This is a genomic window from Parazoarcus communis SWub3 = DSM 12120, from assembly GCF_003226565.1.
Classification (GTDB): Bacteria; Pseudomonadota; Gammaproteobacteria; order Burkholderiales; family Rhodocyclaceae; genus Parazoarcus; species Parazoarcus communis.
In genome coordinates this window covers 194,336-218,061 of the sequence record NZ_QKOE01000004.1, presented here as the reverse complement: position 1 = coordinate 218,061, position 23,726 = coordinate 194,336, and the positions used below count along the sequence as shown (strand labels likewise).

The following is a 23,726-nucleotide window of genomic DNA, read 5'->3' as shown; positions in this document are numbered from 1 at the left end:
TGAAAAAAACGCCTGTGCGAATATCGGCGGAAAACCAACTACTGCAGGAAGTTGAACAGGGACAGACCCGTAATCCGCAGGAAGGACTGCTGCGCCGCCTGCAGGTAGGTCTGCTGCTGTGTCAGGTTGGAGATCGCCTCGGCATAGTCGACATCCTGCAGACGCGACAGCGTGCTGGCGTACTGCAGGTCAAGATCGCTGCCGACGGACTGCAGTTGCTCGATTTCCACCATCTGCGAGCCGATCTGGGCGCGTACCTTCAGGACGTTCTCGATGCCGTAGTCAAGGTTCTCCAGCGCAAAAGCCACGCCGCTGCTGGCGCCGCCGGCACCCGGGTTTTCCAGCGTATCGATGAAGATGGCGAAGTTCTCGAAGACGTTCTTGGAGGCAACGATGACCTCGAACGAATCCCCTGCCGCGGGAGCGCCCCCAACGTTGACCTCCAGGCCATTGAAGCTCAGCGTCGGGCCGGTCAGGCCGGACGCAACCGGAATGGCATCCAGGCCACCCGGCTGGTACTCGACCACGTCATAGGTGGCGCCGTTGTATGTGATGTCGTAGCGGCGGCCGGTGTCGCCCGCCGCAGGCTGGGCGGGGTTGAAGGCCAGGGTCAGCGAGCCGGTACCGGTGTTCTCGGTGTTGTTGAAGTTGTACAGCGAGCCCGCGAGCTGACGGGTGTTGTCGAAAACATCAGTACCGGCCAGGCTGATCGGCATGAAGCGCGAGTTGGACACCTGCATGGTGCGCCCGCCCTGATCGCCCTGGTAGCTGATGCCGGCAATATTCCCTTCAAAAGGCTTGGTCTGCGACTTGTAGCCGGCGAACAGGTATTCGTTGTTGGCATCCTGGGTATTGGCCAGCGCCAGCAAGGCCTCGAACTGCGCCCGCATGTCGGTGGCGATGTAGCCCAGATCCTTTGGCGTCATGGTCGCGTTACCCGCCTGTACGGCACGCTCGCGCGCGTACTGCAGGATGTCGCCGGCCCCGCTGAGCTTGTTCTCCAGCAACTTCAGGTTGTCGTTGGCGTAGTTCTGATTGGTGGCAAACTGGGCATTGATGCCGCGCGACTGGGTCAGGTCGAGCGCACGGGCAGCGGCAATCGGATCGTCGGCCGGCGTAAGCACCCGGCGACCGGTGGACACCTGCTGGCCAAGGTGGGTCAGTGTCTGCCACTGCTGCTGGATCGCAGAAGTGCCCTTCTCGTAGATCATGTTGGTCGAGATACGCATGATCGTCTCCCTGATTAGCGGCCGATCGACAGGACTTCGTCGAACAGGCGTTGAGCAATGGACATCACCCGGCCGGCGGCCTGATACGCTTGCTGGTAGCGCACCAGGTTGGCGGCCTCTTCATCGAGGTTCACCCCGGACAAGGAGTCACGGGCATCGGTGGCTTGGCTGAGCAAAGCCTTTTGCGTGGCTTCGTTGACCTGGGCCGTACGCGCCTGATTGCCGATGGTGCTGACCATCTGCGAATAGGCGGTACCCAGGGTGGCCGTGCCGCCCGTTCCGCTATCGAACAGCAGCTTGGCAGTCTGCAGTGCCCCCAGCAGGGTGGCATTGCGGTTGTCGGCCACGCCCTTTTCAGTGGGTTGAAGCGTGAAGGTGTCGCCGTTGGCCGGGCTGCCGGAGATCGTGAACTCGAACTCGAACAAGGCTGGTGCAGTCGTGCCGGTCAAGGTAAAGGTCTTGCCCACGCTCTCGGTGGACGGGTTGTAGCTGGCCGGGCTGAGGACAAAGTCTGCGGCCGGATTGACCGAGAAACTGTTGGTCGCGCTATCGAAGGTCAGCGTGATGGCGCCGAAGTTCGGCGTTGTCGAGGGGGCGCTCACCATGCCCGAGACGTCGTTGATGACGATGTCCGACACCTTGCCGTTGCCCGCATTGGTGGTAGGCGTGTTGCTCGACACCGGATTGCCGGCAGCGACCTTGCGGGTATCGGAAATACCCATCGCAATGTCACGTGCCATGAACCGGGTCGGCTGGATCAGGGCGCTTTCGCCGGCGGCAAGACTTGCCGTTGCCGGAGTCGTCAGCGTCAGTCCCTCGAAGGACACCGTGGCGCCTGCGCCGACCACGACACTGGCCTTGGAATTGAGGTTGGTCAGGGTGTAATTGGTGCCATCGTATGCGAGCTGGTAGTCGCTATCGGTCAACGCACCGATATTGGCGCTGTCCAGTTGCACGTCGGCAGCGCCCGACGGAATCATCCGCGGGGTCGGCAGACGGAAGAAGTCCTGCCCCAGCACGCCGTCGAGATCCACCCCAAGCTTGTGTTGCTCATTGAAGGCCGAAGCGATCGTGGCCGCAATCAGGCCAATGCGGTTCTGCGTCGCATCAAGCGAACCACTGCGAAACTCCAGCAGACCAGCAAGCTGGCCACCGGTCAGCAGACGCTCGGGCAACACGATCTGGTTGCCGTTGGCGGAGACCAGCGCGATCGATGAACGGGTAGGGTCCTCCGCGCTGGGTACTGCAGCCAGCGTGCTGGTGGTATTGCCGGACACCAGATTCTGACCCGAACCGACAAACACCGACAGCGACCCGTCTGCCTGGGTAGTGGTGGTGACGCGGATCAACTGATTCAGCTCAGCCACAAGCTGCCCACGTTGATCCAGAAGATCATTTGCCGGGACACCGGCCCCGGCCGACTGCGCGATGGTGATGCGCTGGTTCATCTCGGCAATCGCGCCGGCGTAGGCATTGATCAGGCCCACGGTCGAAGCGATCTCGGTTTCGACTCCTTGGCGAATCTCGCTGAGACGGCTGTCCAGCGCCTGAAAACGAGTCACCAGGGCTTCGCCGCTGGAGATCAGTGCCTGACGGGCGGCAATACTGGTCGGATTTGCCGCGACCTCCTGCACGCCGGCAAAAAAGCCGTCCATGGCCGTGCTCAGACCCGACGAAGGGTCGGCCAGCAGATTGTTGATCTGGCTGATCTGGGCGTTGTAGGCGCTGTACTGGGCACGGCGATTGTCAGCGACCGCGACCTGATTCTCCAGGAACTGATCGTAGGCGCGATTGACCGATGCGATACGGGTCCCGTTGCCAAAGAAACCGGCACCGGTAAACATCGGATCCTGCGTGGTCTGAACCACATACTGCCGGTGAAATCCTGCAGTGTTCGCATTGGTGATGTTGTGACTGGCCGTCGACAACTGATTCTGCGCAGCGTTGAGTCCGGTCAGTCCGATGCTGAGCAAGCCCGCCATGATGTTCCCCTGAATCTCTCGGTTTTATCCAGTAACAGCAATAAGCTTGCCAACTGAAAAACCGGCAAATTCAGCCGCTTCGCGGTATCAGCCGGAAGTGGCCAATGCGCTCTTCAGGGTTGCACCGCCGATGATGCGGGTCAGCTTGTCGGCATACATGGGGTCGGTCGCATAGCCGGCGGTCTGCAGGCCGCGGGCAAACTTGGCGGCATCGGTCTGGCCGAGCACGGCCTCGTAACGCGGGCTGGTGGACAGCAGCCTGGCGTAGTCGGCAAACGATTCTGCATACGAGCCATAGGCGCGGAAACGCGCCTGTTCGGTATAAGGCCGCCCGCCTGCATACTCGGTGGTCGCCACGGTGGTCACCCTGCCCGTCCAGCTGCTACCGGCCTTGATGTTGAACAGGTTGTGCGTTGGCGCGCCGGACGCGGTGCGGAGCTGCTTTTCACCCCATCCGGTTTCAAGCGCGGCCTGAGCCACCATGAACTGCGGCGGAATACCGGTCTTGCGACTGGCTTCGACCGCGTGCGGCCAGACCTCGGCAACGAACTCCCGCGCCCGCTGCGAAGCGGTTCCACCGGCCTCACGCGCGCCACGGATGGCATCGGCAAGCTTTGCCGCCATTGCCGCCGACTCGCTGATCGACAGGGCATCCCGCTGCCCGGGCACCAGTGCGCCATTGGCCAGCATGCGGGCCACACCCGGCGCTGCGTCCGCCATCGTGTCATCCATCTTCGCTTCAGCAGACGACGCTCCGTGCACGCGCGCCGCCGCGGCAATACGGGGAACATTGTCGAGCGGAAAACTGCCGTCCTCGTTCGGACCGGATCCTGGAGCACTGCGTCCGCCACCGAGTTGCCGGAAGATGGTTTCCGACAACCCGGTGCCCTTGGCCTGGCTCATGTTCAGGGCCAGTTGCTGATCGAGCAGGCTCTGATACATCTTGCTCTGCTCGTTGTCGGTCAAGGGACTGGCCGGCGTGGCCGCCCGCATCGACTTCATGACCATCTGCATGAACATCGCCTCGAACTGCTTGGCAGCAGCACGCAGGGTCTCGTCCGACTGGCCGTCGGTACGCGCCAGGCGCTTGAGATCGCCCAGCGAATTCGGGTCGAAAGCGTTGAGCTGCACTCCCGGATTCATGATCGGCAGCCTCAGATCACCTCGAGCTCGGCACGCAGGGCGCCGGCTGATTTCATTGCCTGAAGGATGCTGACCAGATCCATCGGGTTGGCGCCAAGCGCATTGAGCGCCTTCACCACATCAGCCAGATTGGTGCCGCCGCGGATGTTCATCAGCGCCCCGCCCTCCTGGTCGATATTGACCAGCCCGGCACGCGACACCACCGTCTGGCCACCGGACAGCGGCGGCGGCTGATTGACCTGGGTCTGGTTATTGACCGTCACGGTCAGGCTGCCATGCGCCACCGCGCAATCCTGCAAGGACACCTTCTGGTTCATGACCACCGAGCCGGTGCGCGAGTTGACAATGACTTTTGCGACCTGTTGCATCGGCGTGACTTCGAGATTCTCGATACGCCCGAGGAAAGCCACGCGGGAGTTGGCATCGATTGGCGCCCGTACCTGGATGCTGCGGCCATCGATCGCCTCTGCAGCACCCGGCGAGGTGAGGTTGATCGCATCCACCACCCGCTTGGCGGTGCCGAAATCGGTGTCCTTGAGCTCAAGCACGATGTAGTCGCCCTGCCCCAATGCCGAAGGTACCGCCCGCTCGACGATGGCACCGTTCGGAATCCGACCGGCCGACAGGTGGTTGATGGTCTGTGCTGCGCCACCGGCCTGGGCTCCAGCACCGCCCACGACCATATTGCCCTGGGCAATCGCGTAGATCTGACCATCGGCCCCCTTCAACGGCGTCATCACCAGCGTACCGCCGCGCAGACTCTTGGCATTGCCCATCGACGACACGGTAATGTCCAGCGCCTGCCCCGGTCGTGCGAAGGGTGGCAAGGTGGCGGTCACCATGACGGCAGCCACGTTCTTCAGCTGCAGGTTGGTGCCCGGCGGCAAGGTCACCCCCATGTTGCCGAGCATGTTGATGATGCTCTGCACCGTGAAGGGTGTCTGAGTGGTCTGGTCACCCGATCCATCCAGGCCCACCACCAGGCCGTAACCAACCAGTTGGTTGTCGCGCACGCCGGCAATCGAGGCCAGATCCTTGATCCGTTCAGCCGCGTTGACCGGCAACACCGCCAGCAAGCAGGCGGTGATGGCAGTGGCAATCAGGCGATGACAGGAGAACATGATGAAGCCCCTCAGAACGGCAGGAAGGCGACGAAGAAGCGCTGCAGCCAGCCCATGGTGTTCGACTCGTCGATGAAACCACTACCGCGGTATTCAATACGCGCATCCGCGACCTGGGTGGACTGCACCGTGTTGCTGGCCGTCACCGTCGTCGGATTGATGACACCCGAGAAGCGGATGAACTCGTTCCCCTGGTTGATTGCCACCATTTTTTCACCCGACACCAGCAGATTGCCATTGGGATAGACGTCAATCACGGTGACCGTGATGGTACCGTTGAACACGTTGTTGGCCGCAGCGGCGCCCGAGCCCGAGAAATCCGAATCAACACCGATATCCGCACCCAATCCGTTGAGCTTGGACGTCGCCACTGATGGAATATTGGGCGCAGTCAGGCTGACGCTGCCCCCCAGGCTGGAGCCTTTCGCGGCAGAGGCATTTGCACTTTTCTGGGCCGTGTTGCGCTCGACCAGGTTGATGGTGATGATGTCGCCGACATTGCGCGCGCGCCGGTCTTCGAACAGCGGCCGCGCCATGCTGGCCTGGTAGATGCTGCCACCGGGCGTCACATATTGCGGTCTTGGCTCGGGCCGGATCGAGGTTGGCTGATGCACCTGGGTCGGCGGTGTGGCATACATCGACGCGCAGCCGCTCAAGGCCAGCAGCGCGAGCAAGGCAAGGGCTCTCATGATGATCCCCTTAGAGCTGGGTCAGCCGGCCCAGCATCTGGTCCGAGGTCGAGATCGCCCGCGAATTGAGCTCGTACGCACGCTGGGTGACGATCATGCTGACCAGTTCTTCGGCAACGTTGACGTTGGAGGTCTCGACATAACCCTGGTTGATCACCCCCGCCCCATTGGTACCCGGCTGGGTGGGCGTCGCCACGCCGCTGGAAGCGGTTTCGTAGAACAGGTTCTCACCCGCACTCTGCAGCCCGCCCGGGTTGATGAAGGTTGCGACCTGGATCGCGCCGATCTGCACCGGATTGACTGCATTGGGCTGCAACACGCTGACCGTGCCATCCTTGCCCACGGTGATCGAAATCGCATCAGCCGGAATGTTGATGTTGTCGGCCAGCGGATAACCACTGGCGGTCACCACATTGCCCTGGTTGTCCAGCTGAAAGGCGCCGTCGCGGGTATAAGCGGTGGAGCCATCCGGCATCGCAACCTGGAAGAAGCCGTTACCCTGCATGCCCAGGTCAAGCGAGCCCCCGGTCTGCTGCAGGTTGCCCTGGGTGAAGATGCGCTCGGTGGCCACCGGCTTGACACCCGTACCAATCTGCAGACCACTGGAGATCTGATTCTGCTGGGTGTTCTGCGCACCCGGCTGACGCATGGTCTGGTACAGCAGGTCCTCGAAAATCGCCCGCTGCCGCTTGAAGCCGTTGGTGGAGACGTTGGCAAGGTTGTTGGAAATCACGTCCAGCGAGGTCTGCTGGGCATCCAGCCCGGTACGGGCGGTCCACAGTGAGCGGATCATGATGAAGTCCTCTTAGCGTTGCGGGCGGCAGCATTTGCCGCTTTCGATGGTGTCAGCTTACGCTGGCCGTGCATCCGGCCATCCTGCGATTAACAGTGCAAAAACCGTGCTAATCGCGTTTGCCGGTCATCGTGCCGCCAACACCTGGGTTGCCGCACGATCGTTCTGTTCGGCGGTCTGCAGCATGCGGGTCTGCATCTCGAACTGGCGGGCAAGCGAGATCATCGTCACCATCTGGTCGACCACGTTCACATTGCTGCCTTCCAGGTAGCCGCCGGCGACGCGCACGTTCTCATCGACCGGTGCCACTCCACCCTGCTGCAGGCGAAACAGACCATCATCGCCGCGCACCAGATCGGCCTCGGGCGGGTTCACCAGCTTCAGTTGTGCCACCACATTGACCAGCCCGTTCTGCAGAGCAGAGATCGAACCGTCCTTGCCAATGACAATCTCGCTGTCCGGCGGCAAGGTGACCGGGCCGCCATCGCCAACGATCGGCAGGCCGCTGCGGGTCTGCAACACCCCATTGGGGCTGACTTCCAGGCTGCCATCACGAGTGTAGGCCTCGGTACCATCGGGCATCTGCACGCTCAACCAGCCCTTGCCTTCCACCGCGACATCGTAGGGGCGCGCGGTGTATTGCAGCGGACCCGGCGAAAAATCGGTCGCCACACTGGCATCGACAACAAAAGCGCGGGTGCGCGAAGCCTCGGTCTGGATCTCGACCGCACGCAGCTTGTGCATCTCGGTGCGGAAGCCGGTAGACGTGGCATTGGCCAGGTTGTGCGCCACCGCGGCCTGCTGGTCCATGGTGCTGCGCGCGCCGGTCATCGCGGTGTAGATCAGGCGATCCATGATGATGTCTCCTAACGGGTCGCGAACGACCCGTGTTCAGGTCTTACCTGAGGTTGACCAGGGTCTGCAGGATCTGGTCCTGGGTGCGGATGGATTGCGCATTGGCCTGGTAGTTGCGCTGCTGGATGATCATCTGCACCAACTCCTGCGTCAGGTCGACGTTGGACTCTTCGATCTGGCCAGCGGAAATCACCCCGTTCAGACCCGTGCCCGGGCGTCCCAGTACGGCCGGGCCGGAATCCGGCGATGCCGCCCAAAGGTTGTTACCCAGCGAGGTCAGCCCGTTCGGACTGCGAAAGGTCACCAGCGCCACCTGCCCCAGATCCTGGGTCTGACCGTTGGTGTATCTGCCCTGGATGATGCCGGCCTGGCTGATCGCGATACCGGCAATCTGACCAGAGGTAAAGCCATCCTGGCTGACATCGGTCACCGAGAACGGCGAACCGAACTGGGTCATCTTGTCGAGATCGATATTCATCGACAGGTCGGCAGCACCGGTCGTGAGCGTCCGCTCGAAGGTGAAGTTCGACGTACCTGAAGACAACAATCCGAGATTGCTGAACTGCAGCGTGCCCGGCGCGTTCGTAGCGGAATCGATGAGCTGGGTCGCAGGATCACCATCAAGACTTGCGTAGACCGTCCATTCGTTATTCGCGGTCGCCGTGGTTCGCACCCAGTAAAGCGATAATGCGTGCTTCTGTCCAAGACTGTCGAACACATCGATCGACGTGGTCGCATTGTAGGAGTCAGGATCGGTCTGGCTGAAGGTGCCCGGCCCTGGCGGTACCCGGTTAGCCGGATTGACATCGTCTGCGTTGAGATTGGCGCCGGCGATCTCGACATCGGTCGTTGCCCGGGGCTGGATCTCGTTCTGAGGAATGAGCAGCGGCCCGATGCTGCCACCAGACGCCGGAATCAAGCCCGTCGCCTCATCACGCTGATAGCCGACCAGTCGCTCGTTCAGCGGCGTGATGATGTAACCCTGGTTATCGACATCGAACTGGCCATTCCGGCTATACGCCGTCGTTCCGTCATTACGGGCAATGACAAAAAAGCCATTACCGTTCAGGGCCATATCCAATGGATTGTTGGTCGTGGTGATATTGCCCTGGGTGAAGGCCTGGCGTACCGCGTTTACCGTGCTGCCAATGCCGATCTGGATGGTGGACACGGCCCCCGTCAGCGCCGACGCATACACGTCGGCAAACACGACCGAGCTTTGCTTGAAACCGGCAGTGCTGGCATTGGCGACGTTATTGGAGATGACGTCGAGTGCCTTGGAAGAAGACGCCAGGCCACTGAGGCCTTGTTGGAATGCCATGATCGCTACTCCGGATCAGAGAATCTGCTTGATGTCTGAAAGCTTGAAAATACCGAGCGAACCGACCTGCACATCGGTGCTGGTGGGACCGCGGATGATGCTGGTGACAGGCGCGAACTGCAGCGTCCTGCCGGTTACCTTCTCGCCGCCAAGGGTCGCTGCGACGCTGATCGAATACACCCCGTCTGCCGCGCGCGTGCCATCGTCTGCGGTACCGTCCCAGACGAAGTTGTGACTGCCCGCGTCAAGATCCTTCATCTCGATATTGGCAACGGCAATACCCGAGCTGTCGCGTATGGTCAGGGTCACCTTGTCGGCCGGTCCGTCGATCTCCAGTCCGCCCACTGCGCCGGCTTCGGTCAGGCTGAGGGCTTTACCCTCGACCAGCACACCCCGGCCAAGCAAGGCTGCGGCATTGACTCCGTCGGCCGAAGCCTGGCCATCGACAAAAGACTGGAACAAACCGTTCAGGCGCTCGATGCCATCGACCGTACTCATCTGAGCCAGTTGCGAGGTGACCTCGGCGTTTTCCATCGGGTTCATCGGATCCTGGTTGCGCAACTGGGTGGTCAACAAGGTCAGAAACTGGGTCTTCTGATCATCGGTACTTTTTTTGTTGACCGACTCGGTGCGTTGCAATCCGGCGAGGACGCTCTGCGTGGTCTGACTGGTGGATCCGACGGTGCTCATTTCAATCTCCTGCGGGCGGCGAAGTTTGCCGGTTGGCCTTACTGGCCGATCTGCAAGGTACGCTGCAGCAAGGTTCGTGCCGTGTTCATGACTTCAGCGTTGTTCTGGTAAGAGCGTGATGCGGAGATCATGTTCACCATCTCCTCGACCACATTCACATTGGGCATCTCGACATAGCCCTCTTCGTTGGCCGCCGGGTTGTTGGGCTCGAACACCATCCGCATCGGCGCCGCACTCTCGACGATCTGCGTCACCTGCACGCCAACCGCTGCCGGACCATTGACCGGCTTGGCGGCAAACACCACCTGCTTGGCACGATAGGGCTGGCCATCCTCCGCGATCACGCTGTCGGCGTTGGCGAGGTTGGAGGCGGTGGTATTGAGCCGCATCGACTGCGCATTAAGCGCAGAACCCGCGATATTGAAGACGTTGAACATGCTCATGATTCACGCTCCCGACACGGTTACTGACCGGAGATGGCCGTCTGCATGCCACGCAGCAAACCGTTGATGAAGGTGATGCTGGCCTCATAGTTCACCGCATTCTCGGCAAAGGCAGCACGCTCCACATCCATATTCACCGTGTTGCCATCCACCGCCGACTGGAACTCGGTGCGGTACTTGGCAAACGCCTCCAGCGGATGCGAATCGCCGCCGGCCGCGATATGTGCGGGTCGAGTCGTTGCCAGCGCAAGTGGGCCCAGCCGCTCGCCCATCGCCCCCTTGCCCAGCGCACCGCGCATCGCTTCGCGGAAGTCGATATCCTTGGCCTTGTAGTGCGGGGTGTCCGCATTGGCGATATTGGACGCCAGCAACTGCTGCCGGTGCGCCTGCAGGTTCAACGCGGTCTGATGCACACGCAACTGGTTGTCGAGCAGCGTTCTCATGGCTTCACCTCGTTCTTGTTCGTGCATTTGGCTTCTCTCGCAAGGATTGCTCTCGACAAGCACAACGCACCTTCCATGCCACCAAGTCTAGCCCTCGAGAACACGGCCTCTTTTGCCGATAAAGGCGGAAAAGCCCGGTCAATTCACCCTTCGTGCGGCAAGGACCGCCCGTCCGCCGGCAGTTATTGCCGGGGAACATCGGCAGCGAACGGTTGCCTATGCCGGACCAACGTGCTGCAATCCGACCATGAATGCATCAACAAGACCTGCCTCACGACTCCTGCCGCTACTGGCGGCAAGCGTGCTCGCCCTGCTCCCGTCGCTGAGTCTGGCCCAGCAAGCCAGCCATCCGGTCGAATCCGCCGCCCGTGCATTCCTTGAACGCGAGACGGCGGGCCTGCCGGGTAAGGTCGCCATCGAACTTGCTCCGCTGGACGCCCGCAATCAACTTCCCGCCTGCGCGTCGATGGAGGCCTTCCTGCCCGCAGGCACACGCGCCTGGGGCACGGTCAGCGTCGGCGTGCGCTGCGACTCGCCAATCACCTGGACGATCTACCTTCAGGCCAGGATCATTGTCATGGCCGACTACCTGGTCACCGCACGCCCCATCCGTGCGGGACAGGTACTTGGCCCGGCTGACCTGAGCTTCCGCCACGGCGACCTCGCGACCCTGCCCGACAACACGCTGACCGACCTGACTCAGGCGGGCGGGCACCACACCCGGTTTGCGCTCGCACAGGGCACCCCCTTGCGCGGTGACATGCTGCGTATCCCCGCGGCGGTCAGGCAAGGGCAGAATGTCCGGGTCATCACCCGCGGCGAGGGCTTTCAGGTGGCCGGGGAAGGTCGCTCGCTCAACAACGCATCACCGGGTGAAGCGGTACGGGTACGCATGCCCAATGGGCAGGTGATCACCGGTACGGCGACGACCGACGGCAATGTCGAGATCCGTTTCTGAGCCTTTTTGCATCGCAGCAAAAAAATCCGCTAAAGTTTTGCGGAAAGTAGCCGATGTACCTGTCAGACAAGATTTATCTGGAGCTTCATCATGAAGATCGAAAGTACCGGAAAACCGATGGGCGTCGTCCAGCCCTCGGAAAGCCGCGCCAAGGCGGACGCCGTCAGCGCGAAGTCAGGCAGTGCATCGGAGAAAGTCGAATTGTCGGCGCTATCGTCCAGCCTGCAAAAAGCAGAAGCCGCCATTGCGGAAACCCCCGTTGTGGACGCGGGACGGGTCGCCGAGATCAAGGCCGCCATCAGCGAGGGGCGTTTCAAGATCGACGCCAACCGGATTGCCGACGGCCTGATCGACAGCGTACGCAACATGCTCGACAACCAGTCGTCGCGCATCTGAGGAATTTCGCGCTAGACTTCCGGACATGAACAAACCGGGACCTGCCGACATCCAGCGTATCGCCCTGCTGATCGAAGCCGAGGCGATTCAGCTGAAGGAATTCCTTGCGCTGCTCGAGCGTGAAGAAGGTCTGCTCGTTGGTGGTGACACCGACGGACTGCTGGCGCTCACCCACGACAAGACCGACCGCTACCGCCAATTGCAGCGCCTGCATGATGATCGCGCACTGGTGCTTGGCCGCCTGGGTCTTCCCAACAACGCGCAGTCGGTACGCAGCCTGCTGGCGTCCCTGCCCCGCATTCTTGCGCGCTGGGAAGAGATTCTCGACCTTGCCCGGCAGGCGCAGCAACGCAACGATCTGAACGGCAAGCTGATCACCGAACGCATGCAGCACAATCAGGCCGCGCTGTCGGTGCTGTTGTCTGCTGCCGATCACCCCCAACTCTACGACGCCAGCGGGCAGTCCCGCCCCACCGGCAGCGGCCGCATCCTCGGCAGTGCCTGATCAGCTCTGATATCCTTGCGCCCTTCGCGCAACACTCAGGGCCCGCCATGGCTGGCAAGCAATACGACGAATCCTCCTTCCGCGTCCTAAAGGGACTCGAACCGGTCCGCGAACGGCCCGGCATGTACACCCGCACCGACAGCCCGGCACACATCATCCAGGAAGTCATCGACAACGCCGCAGATGAGGCGCTGGCGGGTTTCGCCCGCAAGATCCATGTCACCCTGCATCTGGACGGCTCGGTCACCGTTGCCGACGACGGCCGCGGCATTCCTGTCGGTCTCCACCCTGAAGAAGGGGTGCCCGTGGTGGTACTGGCCTATACCCGCCTGCACGCGGGCGGCAAGTTCGACAAGCGCGAGGGCAATTCGGCCTACGCCTTTTCCGGCGGCCTGCATGGGGTTGGCGTTTCGGTCACCAACGCGCTGTCGACCCGTATCGAGGTCGAAGTCAAACGCGATGGCAAGATTCACCGCATCGACTTCTCCAATGGCGGCGAAAACATTGGAGAAGTCCGCATCGAAGGTGACTGCGGCCGCCAGACCGGCACCCGGGTGCGAGTCTGGCCAGACCCGAAGTACTTCGAGTCCCCCCGGGTACCGATGAACGAACTCGAGCGCCTGCTGCGCTCCAAGGCCGTGCTGCTGTCCGGCGTTGCGGTGCGGCTCGACATCGAGCAGACCACCGGCCCCGTGCTGACCAAGACCTGGAGTTACCCGGAAGGCCTGGCAGGCTATCTGAAAGAGCTTGCCGGCGACGTCGAATCCGTCGCCCCGATCTTCACCGGTGAAAAGTACGCGGGCAAGGACGACGCCAGCTTTGCCCCGGGCGAGGGTGCAGCCTGGGCGCTTGCCTGGTTCGAGTCGGCCGTGCCAAGCGAGTCCTACGTCAATCTGATCCCCACCGTAAATGGCGGCACGCACGAATCCGGCCTGCGGGCTGGCGTGTTCGAAGCGCTGAAGTCCTTCATCGACCATCACACCCTGTTGCCGCGCGGCGTCAAGCTGCAGCAGGAAGACGTCTGCGGCAAGATGAGCTTCGTACTCTCAGCCCGTCTGCTCGACCCCCAGTTCCAGGGTCAGGTCAAGGAAAAGCTCAACTCGCGCGAGGCGGTCAAGCTGGTGTCGGCGCAACTTCGCGATCCGTTCGAAATCTGGCTGAACAACCATGTCGAAGCCGGCAAGGCGATTGCCGAGCTGTCGATCAAGCAGGCCCTTGCCCGCCAGAAAAGCGCGCAGAAAGTCGAAAAGAAAAAGACCTCCGGCGTCGCCGTGCTGCCGGGCAAGCTGTCCGACTGCGAATCGGAAGACATCGCCGACAACGAACTCTTCCTGGTCGAGGGCGACTCCGCCGGCGGTTCGGCCAAGATGGCCCGCAACAAGGAAACCCAGGCCATCCTGCCACTACGCGGCAAGGTGCAGAACGCCTGGGAGATCGACCCCGATCGCCTGCTCGCCAACGCCGAGATCCACGACATCGCCGTGGCACTCGGGGTCGATGCGCATCGCGCCGACAGCAACCCCGACCTGTCCGGCCTGCGCTATGGCAAGGTGGTGATCATGTCGGATGCGGACGTCGACGGCGCGCACATCCAGACCCTGCTGCTGACGCTGTTCTTCCGCCACTTCCCCAAGCTGATCGAGCGCGGCCATGTCTATGTGGCACAGCCACCGCTCTATCGCGTCGACGTGCCAGCGCAAGGCAAGAAGCGCCCTGCGCGCCGCCTGTACGCACTGGACGAAGGCGAACTGACCGCCATCCGCGACCGTCTGGCACAGGAAGGCTTCAAACCCGAGGCGATCGAGATCGGCCGCTTCAAGGGGCTGGGCGAGATGAACCCCGACCAGCTGCGCGAAACCACCATGGATCCGGCCACACGCCGGGTGCTGCCGGTGCACGTCCGCCCGGAAGCCCTGGAAGACACCCTGCGCATGTTTACCCTGCTGATGGGCAAGGGCGAAGCCTCTGGCCGCCGCGCCTGGATGGAAGAAAAAGGCGACTCGGTCGAGGCAGACATCTAAAGCCCCCGCCAGCGGCGGCTCCGCATCAGTAACGCGAGAACAGATCCTTCAGCTTGCACAGCGTCGTCGTCACATCGAAGCGCGTGTCCGGCAGCACCTCGCCTGCCAGCACGCACTTCAGGGCCGCGACCGGATCATCCTCACCCGTCAGCAGCACCTCGGCGCCCCGCTGGTGCATGTGACGGATGAAGCCCTCACCGGCGCTTGCCGCCACCACGATCTCGACTCCGTCGAGCGGGTGCGGGCCGTCGTCCTTCCAGTAATGCATCAATTGCGGCTTTTCCAGCGCGATACGTGCGGGGTCGGGTAGCGGCTGCCCGGGTTCGCAGTCAAATACCAGCCAGTCAGCAACCTTGCCAGCGTGGCCTGCAACATGTTCAAAATGCTCGGTCGCGATCGCGATCTTCATATCGGGGTTCCGGGTGGGTCGGCGACACACGCAATGGTGTCCAGATCAGGCAAGCAGTTTCGATGCCAGCAGATCCGCTGGCGTCCGACACACAGGCAAGACAGCAGGAACGCGTCTTGCATGGGCATGACCAGCCGCCACTCCTGCCCACCGTGTATTGCGTCGCCATCATGTCCCGATCCAAGTCCACCGAGAACCTCATCGCCTTCGGCCCGCTTCCGGCACACGTCAACGAGCTGCTGCAACAAGGCGTCGCCTGCCACCGCAGTGATCCACCACGCGCCCGCGCACTGTTCCGTCACGCGATCGAGATCTCACCCAAATCACTACCCGCCTACCGCTGCCTGTTCAAGCTGCAGAACCAGCAACGCGAATTCGACGACGCCCTGGCCACCGCGCTCGACGGCCTTGCAGAGGCCGCACATCAAGCCCGGGTGGATCAGGACTGGCGTAAATGGACGCTTGCCGACGTCGGTTCCGCCACCCAGCGCACCATCCCGCAACGCTTCCTGCTGTCCTTCCTGAAAGCCACTGCCTTCATCGAACTGCGCCGCGACAACACCGAGGTCAGCCGCAACATCGTCACCCATCTGCAGCGTCTGGACCCGGAAGACGGCGTCGGCCACTCGGTCATCGCCGCCCTGCTCGACGACGACGCCGAAACAGAGACCGACTGAACAACCCTGACCCTCCAGACGAACCCTGGCACCCCCGGGTGCGTCAACCTTGTGACAAGCGGATGCGGCTCGTCGCATCCCGCACGACAACAACGCGGCAAAGCCTCGTTCGGTGTGGTCATCGTGAGCTCACGGCACGTGCACCGTAGGCACGCTACGACAACCGCGATATCATGACCGCACACTGGATGAGCCTCTCCAATGAAGCGGATCGATGCACTCACCGAGGAAGCAGTCCGTCGTTTCCTCGCCCTCATCAGCACCCAGTATGACGTGGCGGGCGCCGTCGTCTACGGCAGTCGTGCGCGCGGGACGCACCGTCCGGATAGCGATGCGGACCTTGCCGTTTTGTTGCGTGGCGAGCACGAGCGCTTCCAGACCACCAAACTCGCTATGGCAGACATCGCTTTCGACGTCCTGCTCGATACGGGCATTCTGATCTCGCCACTTCCTGTCTGGCTGGATGAATGGGAGCAACCCGAGCGGTTCTCCAACCCCGCCTTGCTACACAACATTCATCGGGAAGGTGTCAGACTTTGAGCAAAGCCTCCCTGGATCCTGTCGCCCTGATGGCAAAAGCCAGCACCGCGTGCTCGTCTGCTCCAACTCCGGCCTGTCCCCCACCCCCTCACTCGGGTTAAGATCGCCCCCTTTCCGGCCCATCACCCGGCGCGGCATGCGCCCACGGCCCTATTGAGCTTCCATCCGGCCTTTCTCCGATGAGCAACGACATTTTCGATACTCCCGATCCGGCTTCCCCCGTGCAGCCGCCTTCTCCGCCGCCTGCCGAACTCGGTGCAGACGGCACCCTGCCGCTCGACCTGTACGCCGAACGTGCCTACCTTGCCTACGCAATGAGCGTGGTCAAGTCGCGTGCCCTGCCCCAGGTCGAGGACGGACTCAAGCCGGTGCAGCGCCGCATCCTGTACGCAATGAGCGAGATGCGGCTGTCGCCCGGCGCGAAACACGTCAAGTCAGCCCGTGTGGTGGGTGACGTCATCGGTAAGTACCACCCTCACGGCGACAGCTCGGTCTACGACGCCATGGTGCGGGTCGCGCAGGATTTTTCACTGCGCTATCCGCTAGTCGATGGCCAGGGCAACTTCGGCTCGCGTGACGGCGACTCTGCCGCGGCCATGCGTTACACCGAATGCCGCCTGACCCCGATTGCCGAGTTGCTGCTGTCTGAGATCGACCGCGGCACGGTGGATTTCGTCCCCAACTACGACGGCGCCTTCGAAGAGCCGCAGTTGCTGCCCGCCCGCCTGCCCTTCGTGCTGCTCAACGGTGCGTCCGGAATCGCCGTGGGCATGGCCACCGAGATTCCGCCGCACAACCTGCGCGAGGTCGCCGAAGCCACCTGCCACCTGATCCGCCACCCGGAGGCCGGGCTAAACGACATCCTGCCACTGCTGCCAGGGCCGGACTTCCCCGGCGGCGGTCAGCTGATCTCCTCGCCCGATGCGATCCGCGACGCTTACGCCGGTGGCCGGGGCTCGCTGCGGGTCCGCGCCCGCTGGCACTTCGAGGAGCTTGCGCGCGGCCAGTGGCGCGTCATCGTCGACCAGTTGCCGCATGGCGTCTCTGCTGCCGGCGTGCTGTCGGAGATCGAGACACTGACCAACCCCCAGCCACGTACGGGCAAGAAGGAACTCAGTCAGGAGCAGAAGAACCTCAAGCAACTGGTACTGGGCGCACTCGACAGCATACGTGACGAATCCAGCGACAAGGCGCCGGTGCGCATCGTGCTGGAGCCCAAATCCAGCCGCCAGAACCGCGATGAGTTCATGGCCGTGCTGCTGGCCCATACCAGCCTGGAAACCTCGGTTTCGGTCAACATGACCATGATCGGCCGCGACGGCCGCCCGCAGCAAAAGAACCTGGTGCAGATCCTGCGCGAGTGGATCGACTTCCGCTACGTCACCGTCGAACGTCGCACCCGGCACCGCCTGGACGAGGTCGACCGCCGCATCCACATCCTCGAAGGCCGCATGATTGCCTTCCTGCACATCGAGGAAGTGATCCGCGTGATCCGCGAGTCGGACGAGCCCAAGCCGGCACTGATCGCGGCCTTTGGCCTGACCGATATCCAGGCCGAAGACATCCTCGAGATCCGCCTGCGCCAGCTCGCCCGCCTGGAAGGCTTCAAGATCGAGAAGGAGCTGGCCGAACTGCGCGAGGAGCGCGACGGCCTGCAGCATCTGCTCGACAGTCGCCCGGCCATGACCCGACTGATCCTCAAGGAGATCACCGACGACGCGAAGAAGTACGGCGACGACCGCCGCACCCTCATCGAAGCGGTTGCTGCCGTCGCCCCCGCCGAGATCAGCGTGCCAGACGAACCGATCACCGTGATCCTGTCGCGGAATGGCTGGATCCGCTCACGCCAGGGTCACGGCATCGATCCGGCCGGCATCACCTACAAGGCTGGCGACTTTGCCTTCGCCCTGCTCGAAACCCGTACCACCTGGCCACTGGTGGTGATCGATACCCATGGCCGCGCCTATACCATCAAGGCCGCCGAACTACCGGGCGGACGTGGTGACGGCGTACCGATTGCCACCCTGGCGGACTTCCAGGACGGCGGCAAGCCCGCACAGGTACTCGCCGACGCGCCGGACACCCGCTACTTCTTCGCCAACAGCGGCAGCTATGGTTTCATCTGCACGCTGGCCGACGCCACCAGCCGACAGCGCGCCGGCAAGGCCTTCATGGCGCTGGAGAAAGGCGAAACCGTGTTGACGCCGGCCAAGGTCCACGGTGAATGGATTGCCGCAGCCTCGGAAGGCGGCCGGGTACTGATCTTCCCGCGCGCCGAGATGAAGGTGCAGGCCGGCGGCCGTGGGGTCATCGTCATGGGCATGGACGAAGGAGAAACGCTGTGTGCAGTGGCCGTGCCCGCGGACGATGCGGTGCTGACGGTCGAAGGCATCGGCCGCGGCAGCAAACCGGCCAGCGTCACACTGAAACCGGCTCAGCGCGAGGGCTTGCGTCATCGCCGCGCGCGCAAGGGCGCACCCCTGGCCATCCGTTTGAAGCCTGAACGGATGTACTGAGCACGATTCTCACCTTGCCACCACGGTGGACAAGGTGAGGATTCAAGCGATCAGCCAGCTTGACGTGGGCCAGCAACCAAAGGGGGATAGCGAGTCTGCGGCCAGCCCCTCGACTCGACACCTGCCGGGCAACTCAACCGCCCGCTTGGGCGCTGCCGTCCGGCGCAGGCGGCAGGATGGAGCGCAGCGGGTCGTTGCGTGGAATCACCCCAGGCCCCTGATCCGGGGCCGGCACATCCGCCACCCGGGATTCAATCATGATCGCCACCCTGCGATTGCGCGCTCGCCCTTCTTCGGTGCTGTTGTCCGCCACCGGACGCTGATCGCCGTAACCGGCCACGGTCAAGCGCTCAGGAGAGACGCCTGAGTCGATGAACAGCCTGACCACCGACGAGGCCCGCACGGCCGACAACTCCCAGTTCGATGGAAAACGGAAAGTATTGATCGGGATATTGTCGGTGTGACCTTCGATGGTCACAGGAAACGAGGCCGTCGCCAGCACCCCCGCCACCGCACGTAGCGCCGCCACCGCGGGCACTCCAAGCACCGCCTCGCCCGGCGAGAACAATACGCTGGCATTGATCTCGACCGTGATGCCGAATGCACCTTCGGTGACACTGACCTGCCCGTCCTGAGTCAAGGGTTGCAGCACACGGCGGATCTCGTCGGCCATGCTGCGCATGCGCTGAGCAGTCTGCTGGCGACGCTGTTCGGTCTGTTCCTCTTCCGGGGTGCGGTTACGCTGTGCGGGCGGGGCAATCGACGGCGTCACGACCGTTACCGGCGGCACCACGATCTGCTGCCCACTTTCATTGATATTGACGCTGCGAAAGGCCTGCACCAGGGAATCCGACAGGATCCGGTATTTGCCTTCGTTGAGCGAACTCAGCGAATACATGACGACAAAGAACGCAAACAGCAAGGTAATGAAGTCAGCATAGGACACGAGCCAGCGCTCGTGATTTTCATGCTCGTCCTCGCTTTTGCGTCTGCGTGCCATGATGGATGGGCTCCGGCCTCAGACCACGTAGCCCTGCATCCGACTTTCAATGATGCGCGGATTGTCACCGCTGGCAATACCCACCAGGCCATCAACGAACATCTCGCGCTGCGCCACCATGGTGGCGATATGGGCCTGCAGTTTTTTGGCGATGGGCAGGAAGACCAGGTTGGCCAGCCCGACGCCATAGATGGTCGCGACAAAGGCCACGGCAATACCGGCACCGAGCTTGGACGGATCGGACAGGTTCTCCATGACATGGATCAAGCCCATCACTGCACCCAGAATACCGATGGTCGGCGAATAGCCCCCGGCCCCCTCCCAGATCTTCGCGCACTGCTTCAACTGGCCTTCCCAGGCGTCGATCTCGACCTCGAGCACCTCGCGCAGGCGACCGGGCTCGACCCCATCGACCAGCATCTGCAGGCCGCGGCGCATGAAAGGATCGGGCAAGGCATCGATCTGCCCTTCAAGCACCAGCAGGCCTTCCTTGCGCGCCACCGTACTCCAGTTGACCACCTTGTCGATGATTGCCCGATGACTGGTCACTGGGGGCACGAAAGCCCACTTGGCCATGCGGATGCCCTCACGGAACACCGGCAGGGGGCTTTGCAGCATGACCGCCCCAGCCGTGCCACCCACGACGATCAGAAAGGCCGTCGGCTGGACCAGCGAGGCGATATGCCCTCCCTCAAGCGCCTGACCAACCAGAATCGCGGCAATGCCGAGAGTGAGACCGACAAGACTGATGCTATCCATGAATGACCGGCCTCATGATGGCCTAACCCTCAACCGGTGCCGCATTCTTCGGCGGACGACCGCGCCGCGCCCCGGTGGCCTTGCCAGCGGCGCCCCCCAGTACCTGCACACGCAGGCGGGCAACCGCCTGACTGTGCAACTGGCACACCCTTGACTCGGTCACGCCCAGTACCTCGCCGATTTCGCGCAGGTTCAACTCTTCGTCATAGTACAGGGCCATGACGAGCTTCTCGCGTTCCGGCAAAGCCTCGATCGCCTTCACCAGCACCGAGCGGGTATCGGCGGTTTCGAGCAGATCGAGTGGATTGGACTCATGCTCGCCCAGATGGCGCTCGAGGTAGTCCTCCCCTTCCTCATGAACGAAGTCGTCGAAATACACTAGTTGATGACCGCGTGCCTCCTGCAGCATCTGCTGGTACTCGGCCAGCGGCATGCCCAGCGCCTCCGCCAGCTCGGTTTCGCTGGGAGAGCGGCCGTTCTGCTGCTCCAGCATGTGGATGGCCGACTCGATACGGCGCATGTCACGGCGCAGGCTGCGCGGCACCCAGTCGTTGTCCCGCAGCCCATCGAGCATGGCGCCCCGGATACGCTGTACCGCATAAGTCTCGAACTGCGCCCCCATGCCCTCCTCGTAGCGGTTGATCGCGTCGAGCAGGCCCATCATGCCGTTCTGGATCAGGTCCTCCACCTCGACGCTGGCCGGCAGCTTCGCCATCAACTGATAGGCGATGCGCTTGACCAGCGGCGCGTAGGACACCACCAGATGATCGGTATCGAGATGACCTTCAGCGTCGTACATCCATTGGACCTGTATTTTTTTGCGTTTGGCGCGCTCGGGTGCAGGCGCACGCGCGTTCAGGGAGGTCCATTTTCCCGCAGTACCGCACGCATTACCAGCAGGATAGTTAGCGGTCAGCACGATACTCACCCCGCACGCCTGGAAACCCGCATGTCGTCGCCGCCAGATGCGAGGCTGCGCAGGAAGGCCGCTGCCGGTTCGGCAGGCGACGACAGCGTGTTGGGTTGCGACAATCCCTCGGCCAGATCATCGCGTTCCACCTCGCCGACCCAGGACAGCGGTACGCCGACATGTCGCCTGACCAGACTCTGCAGACTGCTGAAGAAACTCTGTGCATCGCTGCGGCTACGCGCACGACACACCGCGACATGCAGGGAACCGGCACCCGCCGATGCAAGCTGCTTGGTCACGCGATAAGCCTCGGTCGCGCCCGATGCGCTCGCCTCGGCAACCAGCAATCGGCGCGGGGCCGCATAGACGAAGGGCGAAGGATCCGCGGCCGACTCCTGTCCCGCATGAATCAGCACAAAACCCGCATGGCGGTGCAGCACTTTCAAGGCTTCAATGAGGCAGGCGCGGCGCGTATCGTCGAGCAGGGGCAAGGCAAGCGCCGCTGCCGCCGTGGGGACACGCCCAAGCAGACCGGGCACCGGCTGCAGCAAACCTGCCAGGGTGAGGCGCCCATCGAGCATCTGCAACAGATCGGGCCCGGCAGGCAGCCCCAGGGCCTCGCCCAGGCCGGCATCGCCGGTTGCCTCATCCAGCAGCAATACGCGTTGCGACTGCCCGGCGATGCGATGCGCCGCACGGATCGCATTGGCCGCCCGGTGACGACCGGTGGAATACAGCGCCACCACCGCCGGCGGGGTCCGCCGGAACAACCGGCGCAGGCCTGCCGCCTGGTCTTCTCGTCCGTCGATCATCTCAGCGCTCCTTCGCCCGCCGCGGCGAGCATCAGTCCGGCCTCGTCGTCGTGCAGACGCCAGGGCGATTCGCCGCCGTGCTCACGCAGGGCGCGATGCAGCAGATAGGCGCGGTTGGGCAGGTGGAGATCCTCCGGCACCCGCTGGCCATTGGTCACGTAGAAGATGTCGAGTGCGCGCCGGATGGTGACGTCGATCGCCGGCGCCAGCGACGCGGCCTCGTCCACCTTGCTGAAGATGCAACCGGCCAGGTCCGGACCCGCGTAGGCACGGACCACATCGTCCAGGGTGTCGCCGCGGCAGGTGGCGTTGAGCAGCAGCAGGCGACGCACTTCGCCCGCACCGCTCAGCATCGCGGCCTGCTCGGCCACCATGCGGTCGCGCTGGCTCATGCCCATGGTATCGATCAACACCATATGCTTGTTGCGCAGCTCGGCCAGGGTCTGACGCAAGTCGGCACCATCGCGCACAGAGAACACCGGCACCCCCAGGATGCGGCCGTAGATGCGCAACTGTTCCTGCGCCCCGATCCGGTAGCCATCGGTGGTGATCAGGGCGACGCGGCTCGCACCGTGGCGTACCACGCAACGGGCGGCAAGCTTGGCGGTGGTAGTGGTCTTGCCCACACCGGTCGGGCCGACCAGCGCATACACCCCGCCCCGGTTGATGATGTCGTCGTCGGTCGAGCGTGCCCGCAGCCTGCGGTCGAGCATCGCCCGCACCGCCGCATGGGCCACTTCGGGCGTCGCGTCGTCGGCGATCGATTCGGTCAGCAGCTTGGCTGTCGGCGCAGAAAAGCCTGCCTCCAGCAACTCACCCAGCAGGTTGGCCCGCGCAGGTGCGCGCCGACGGGTCTCGCCCCAGGCAAAGCCCGCCAGCTGGCGTTCGATCATGCCGCGGATGCCGCTCAGTTCCTGCATCAGCCGGCTGTTGGCCTCCTGCAGTTCCCGCACACGCTCATCCTCCACCCCACGACGCGGCGCGGGGTCGCTCAATGACGGCGCCGGACTGTGCGCATCCTCGACCCTGACCCGGGCGGGAGCTGGCTGGCGCATGGCGGGCGCGGGCGCCGGTGCGGCGACAGGCTGACGCGCCAGGTAATCCGCAGTCTCGATGCGGGGGGGCTCGAAAGGCCGAACCACCGGATCACGGGCCACACGCGGCGCTGTCGCATTTCGCGGAATCGCACCTGCTGCCAAGCTGGAGAGATTGACGTGAAAATCGTCGTCATCGATACCGCTGATCGGCGATGCCGCACGTGCAGGGGCTGGCGGCGCACGCCGCGGCTCGGCAGGACGGCTGGCATGCAGCGAACCGACGGCCTCGGCAGGCAGCGCCAGTATCTCGATGCCGCCATCGACCGCCCTGTTGGACAGCACGATCGCGTCGGCACCGAGCTCCTCCTTCAACGCACGCAAGGCCTCGCGTGCGGTAGGGGCAAAGTAGCGCTTCACGTTCATGACGAATCTCCCGACAACTGCGCATCAAGCGCATCCTGGAGTCCAGTATCGCGC

At 63.2% G+C, this 23,726-nt stretch carries 24 protein-coding genes; 7 read left to right on the top strand and 17 right to left on the bottom strand.

Annotation, left to right across the window (positions count from 1 at the left end; genetic code table 11):
• Positions 1-38 precede the first annotated feature (38 nt).
• The 11 genes from flgL to flgB all read right to left on the bottom strand — a co-directional run bounded on the left by flgL (position 39) and on the right by flgB (position 10,709).
• Positions 39-1,229, bottom strand: coding sequence for a flagellar hook-associated protein FlgL (flgL, locus tag DNK49_RS08055; protein WP_110523822.1), 1,191 nt, complete (start codon positions 1,227-1,229; stop codon positions 39-41).
• Positions 1,230-1,243: 14 nt separating this feature from the next.
• Positions 1,244-3,211, bottom strand: a complete 1,968-nt coding sequence (gene flgK, locus DNK49_RS08050; RefSeq protein WP_110523821.1) for a flagellar hook-associated protein FlgK — start codon at positions 3,209-3,211, stop codon at positions 1,244-1,246.
• Positions 3,212-3,298: 87 nt separating this feature from the next.
• The gene (gene flgJ, locus DNK49_RS08045; RefSeq protein ID WP_110523820.1) at positions 3,299-4,354 is read right to left on the bottom strand and encodes a flagellar assembly peptidoglycan hydrolase FlgJ; all 1,056 of its coding nucleotides are present in this window, start codon (positions 4,352-4,354) and stop codon (positions 3,299-3,301) included.
• A gap of 11 nt (positions 4,355-4,365) precedes the next feature.
• Complete coding sequence (locus DNK49_RS08040; RefSeq protein ID WP_110523819.1) at positions 4,366-5,475, bottom strand: flagellar basal body P-ring protein FlgI; 1,110 nt, start codon at positions 5,473-5,475, stop codon at positions 4,366-4,368.
• A gap of 11 nt (positions 5,476-5,486) precedes the next feature.
• Complete coding sequence (locus DNK49_RS08035; protein ID WP_110523818.1) at positions 5,487-6,164, bottom strand: flagellar basal body L-ring protein FlgH; 678 nt, start codon at positions 6,162-6,164, stop codon at positions 5,487-5,489.
• A gap of 10 nt (positions 6,165-6,174) precedes the next feature.
• Entirely contained in the window at positions 6,175-6,957 is a 783-nt protein-coding gene (gene flgG, locus DNK49_RS08030; RefSeq protein ID WP_110523817.1) for a flagellar basal-body rod protein FlgG, read from the bottom strand.
• A gap of 126 nt (positions 6,958-7,083) precedes the next feature.
• Entirely contained in the window at positions 7,084-7,812 is a 729-nt protein-coding gene (gene flgF, locus DNK49_RS08025; protein WP_110523816.1) for a flagellar basal-body rod protein FlgF, read from the bottom strand.
• 43 nt (positions 7,813-7,855) lie between these two features.
• Positions 7,856-9,133, bottom strand: a complete 1,278-nt coding sequence (gene flgE, locus DNK49_RS08020) for a flagellar hook protein FlgE (RefSeq protein ID WP_110523815.1) — start codon at positions 9,131-9,133, stop codon at positions 7,856-7,858.
• Between the two features lie 15 nt (positions 9,134-9,148).
• Positions 9,149-9,823 carry a flagellar hook assembly protein FlgD gene (locus DNK49_RS08015; protein ID WP_110523814.1) on the bottom strand — a complete coding sequence of 225 codons (675 nt, stop codon included), beginning with the start codon at positions 9,821-9,823 and terminating at the stop codon, positions 9,149-9,151.
• Between the two features lie 38 nt (positions 9,824-9,861).
• The gene (gene flgC, locus DNK49_RS08010) at positions 9,862-10,266 is read right to left on the bottom strand and encodes a flagellar basal body rod protein FlgC (protein ID WP_110523813.1); all 405 of its coding nucleotides are present in this window, start codon (positions 10,264-10,266) and stop codon (positions 9,862-9,864) included.
• A 20-nt stretch (positions 10,267-10,286) separates the two neighbouring features.
• The gene (gene flgB / locus DNK49_RS08005; RefSeq protein ID WP_110523934.1) at positions 10,287-10,709 is read right to left on the bottom strand and encodes a flagellar basal body rod protein FlgB; all 423 of its coding nucleotides are present in this window, start codon (positions 10,707-10,709) and stop codon (positions 10,287-10,289) included.
• Positions 10,710-10,956: 247 nt separating this feature from the next.
• On the opposite strand from flgB, the gene flgA reads away from it, so the two are divergent.
• The 4 genes from flgA to DNK49_RS07985 all read left to right on the top strand — a co-directional run bounded on the left by flgA (position 10,957) and on the right by DNK49_RS07985 (position 14,589).
• The gene (gene flgA / locus DNK49_RS08000) at positions 10,957-11,667 is read left to right on the top strand and encodes a flagellar basal body P-ring formation chaperone FlgA (RefSeq protein ID WP_110523812.1); all 711 of its coding nucleotides are present in this window, start codon (positions 10,957-10,959) and stop codon (positions 11,665-11,667) included.
• Positions 11,668-11,757: 90 nt separating this feature from the next.
• The gene (gene flgM / locus DNK49_RS07995; protein WP_110523811.1) at positions 11,758-12,063 is read left to right on the top strand and encodes a flagellar biosynthesis anti-sigma factor FlgM; all 306 of its coding nucleotides are present in this window, start codon (positions 11,758-11,760) and stop codon (positions 12,061-12,063) included.
• Positions 12,064-12,088: 25 nt separating this feature from the next.
• The gene (locus tag DNK49_RS07990; protein WP_110523810.1) at positions 12,089-12,568 is read left to right on the top strand and encodes a flagella synthesis protein FlgN; all 480 of its coding nucleotides are present in this window, start codon (positions 12,089-12,091) and stop codon (positions 12,566-12,568) included.
• A gap of 47 nt (positions 12,569-12,615) precedes the next feature.
• A complete protein-coding gene (locus DNK49_RS07985; protein WP_110523809.1) occupies positions 12,616-14,589 on the top strand; it encodes a DNA topoisomerase IV subunit B in 1,974 nt (657 codons plus the stop codon).
• A gap of 25 nt (positions 14,590-14,614) precedes the next feature.
• On the opposite strand, the gene DNK49_RS07980 is transcribed toward DNK49_RS07985, so the two are convergent.
• Positions 14,615-14,998 carry a NifB/NifX family molybdenum-iron cluster-binding protein gene (locus DNK49_RS07980; RefSeq protein ID WP_110523808.1) on the bottom strand — a complete coding sequence of 128 codons (384 nt, stop codon included), beginning with the start codon at positions 14,996-14,998 and terminating at the stop codon, positions 14,615-14,617.
• Between the two features lie 170 nt (positions 14,999-15,168).
• Here DNK49_RS07980 and DNK49_RS07975 point away from each other — a divergent pair, with 170 nt between their 5' ends.
• The 3 genes from DNK49_RS07975 to parC all read left to right on the top strand — a co-directional run bounded on the left by DNK49_RS07975 (position 15,169) and on the right by parC (position 18,731).
• Positions 15,169-15,675: a tetratricopeptide repeat protein gene (locus DNK49_RS07975; RefSeq protein ID WP_133255097.1), complete on the top strand. Its 507-nt coding sequence runs from the start codon at positions 15,169-15,171 to the stop codon at positions 15,673-15,675.
• Positions 15,676-15,876: 201 nt separating this feature from the next.
• Positions 15,877-16,215 carry a nucleotidyltransferase domain-containing protein gene (locus DNK49_RS07970; RefSeq protein WP_110523806.1) on the top strand — a complete coding sequence of 113 codons (339 nt, stop codon included), beginning with the start codon at positions 15,877-15,879 and terminating at the stop codon, positions 16,213-16,215.
• A gap of 179 nt (positions 16,216-16,394) precedes the next feature.
• Positions 16,395-18,731 (top strand): DNA topoisomerase IV subunit A, encoded by a 2,337-nt coding sequence (gene parC / locus DNK49_RS07965; RefSeq protein WP_110523805.1) that lies wholly within the window; start codon positions 16,395-16,397, stop codon positions 18,729-18,731.
• Positions 18,732-18,864: 133 nt separating this feature from the next.
• On the opposite strand, the gene motD is transcribed toward parC, so the two are convergent.
• From motD to flhF, 5 genes are all read right to left on the bottom strand, one after another.
• Positions 18,865-19,731, bottom strand: a complete 867-nt coding sequence (motD, locus tag DNK49_RS07960) for a flagellar motor protein MotD (protein WP_110523804.1) — start codon at positions 19,729-19,731, stop codon at positions 18,865-18,867.
• Between the two features lie 18 nt (positions 19,732-19,749).
• Positions 19,750-20,490: a flagellar motor protein gene (locus DNK49_RS07955; protein ID WP_110523803.1), complete on the bottom strand. Its 741-nt coding sequence runs from the start codon at positions 20,488-20,490 to the stop codon at positions 19,750-19,752.
• A 22-nt stretch (positions 20,491-20,512) separates the two neighbouring features.
• Entirely contained in the window at positions 20,513-21,289 is a 777-nt protein-coding gene (locus DNK49_RS07950) for an RNA polymerase sigma factor FliA (RefSeq protein ID WP_110523802.1), read from the bottom strand.
• A 125-nt stretch (positions 21,290-21,414) separates the two neighbouring features.
• Positions 21,415-22,212, bottom strand: coding sequence for a MinD/ParA family ATP-binding protein (locus DNK49_RS07945; protein ID WP_110523801.1), 798 nt, complete (start codon positions 22,210-22,212; stop codon positions 21,415-21,417).
• Positions 22,209-23,672: a flagellar biosynthesis GTPase FlhF gene (gene flhF, locus DNK49_RS07940; protein ID WP_110523800.1), complete on the bottom strand. Its 1,464-nt coding sequence runs from the start codon at positions 23,670-23,672 to the stop codon at positions 22,209-22,211. Before flhF ends, DNK49_RS07945 begins: the two co-directional genes overlap by 4 nt.
• Between the last annotated feature and the right edge of the window lie 54 nt (positions 23,673-23,726).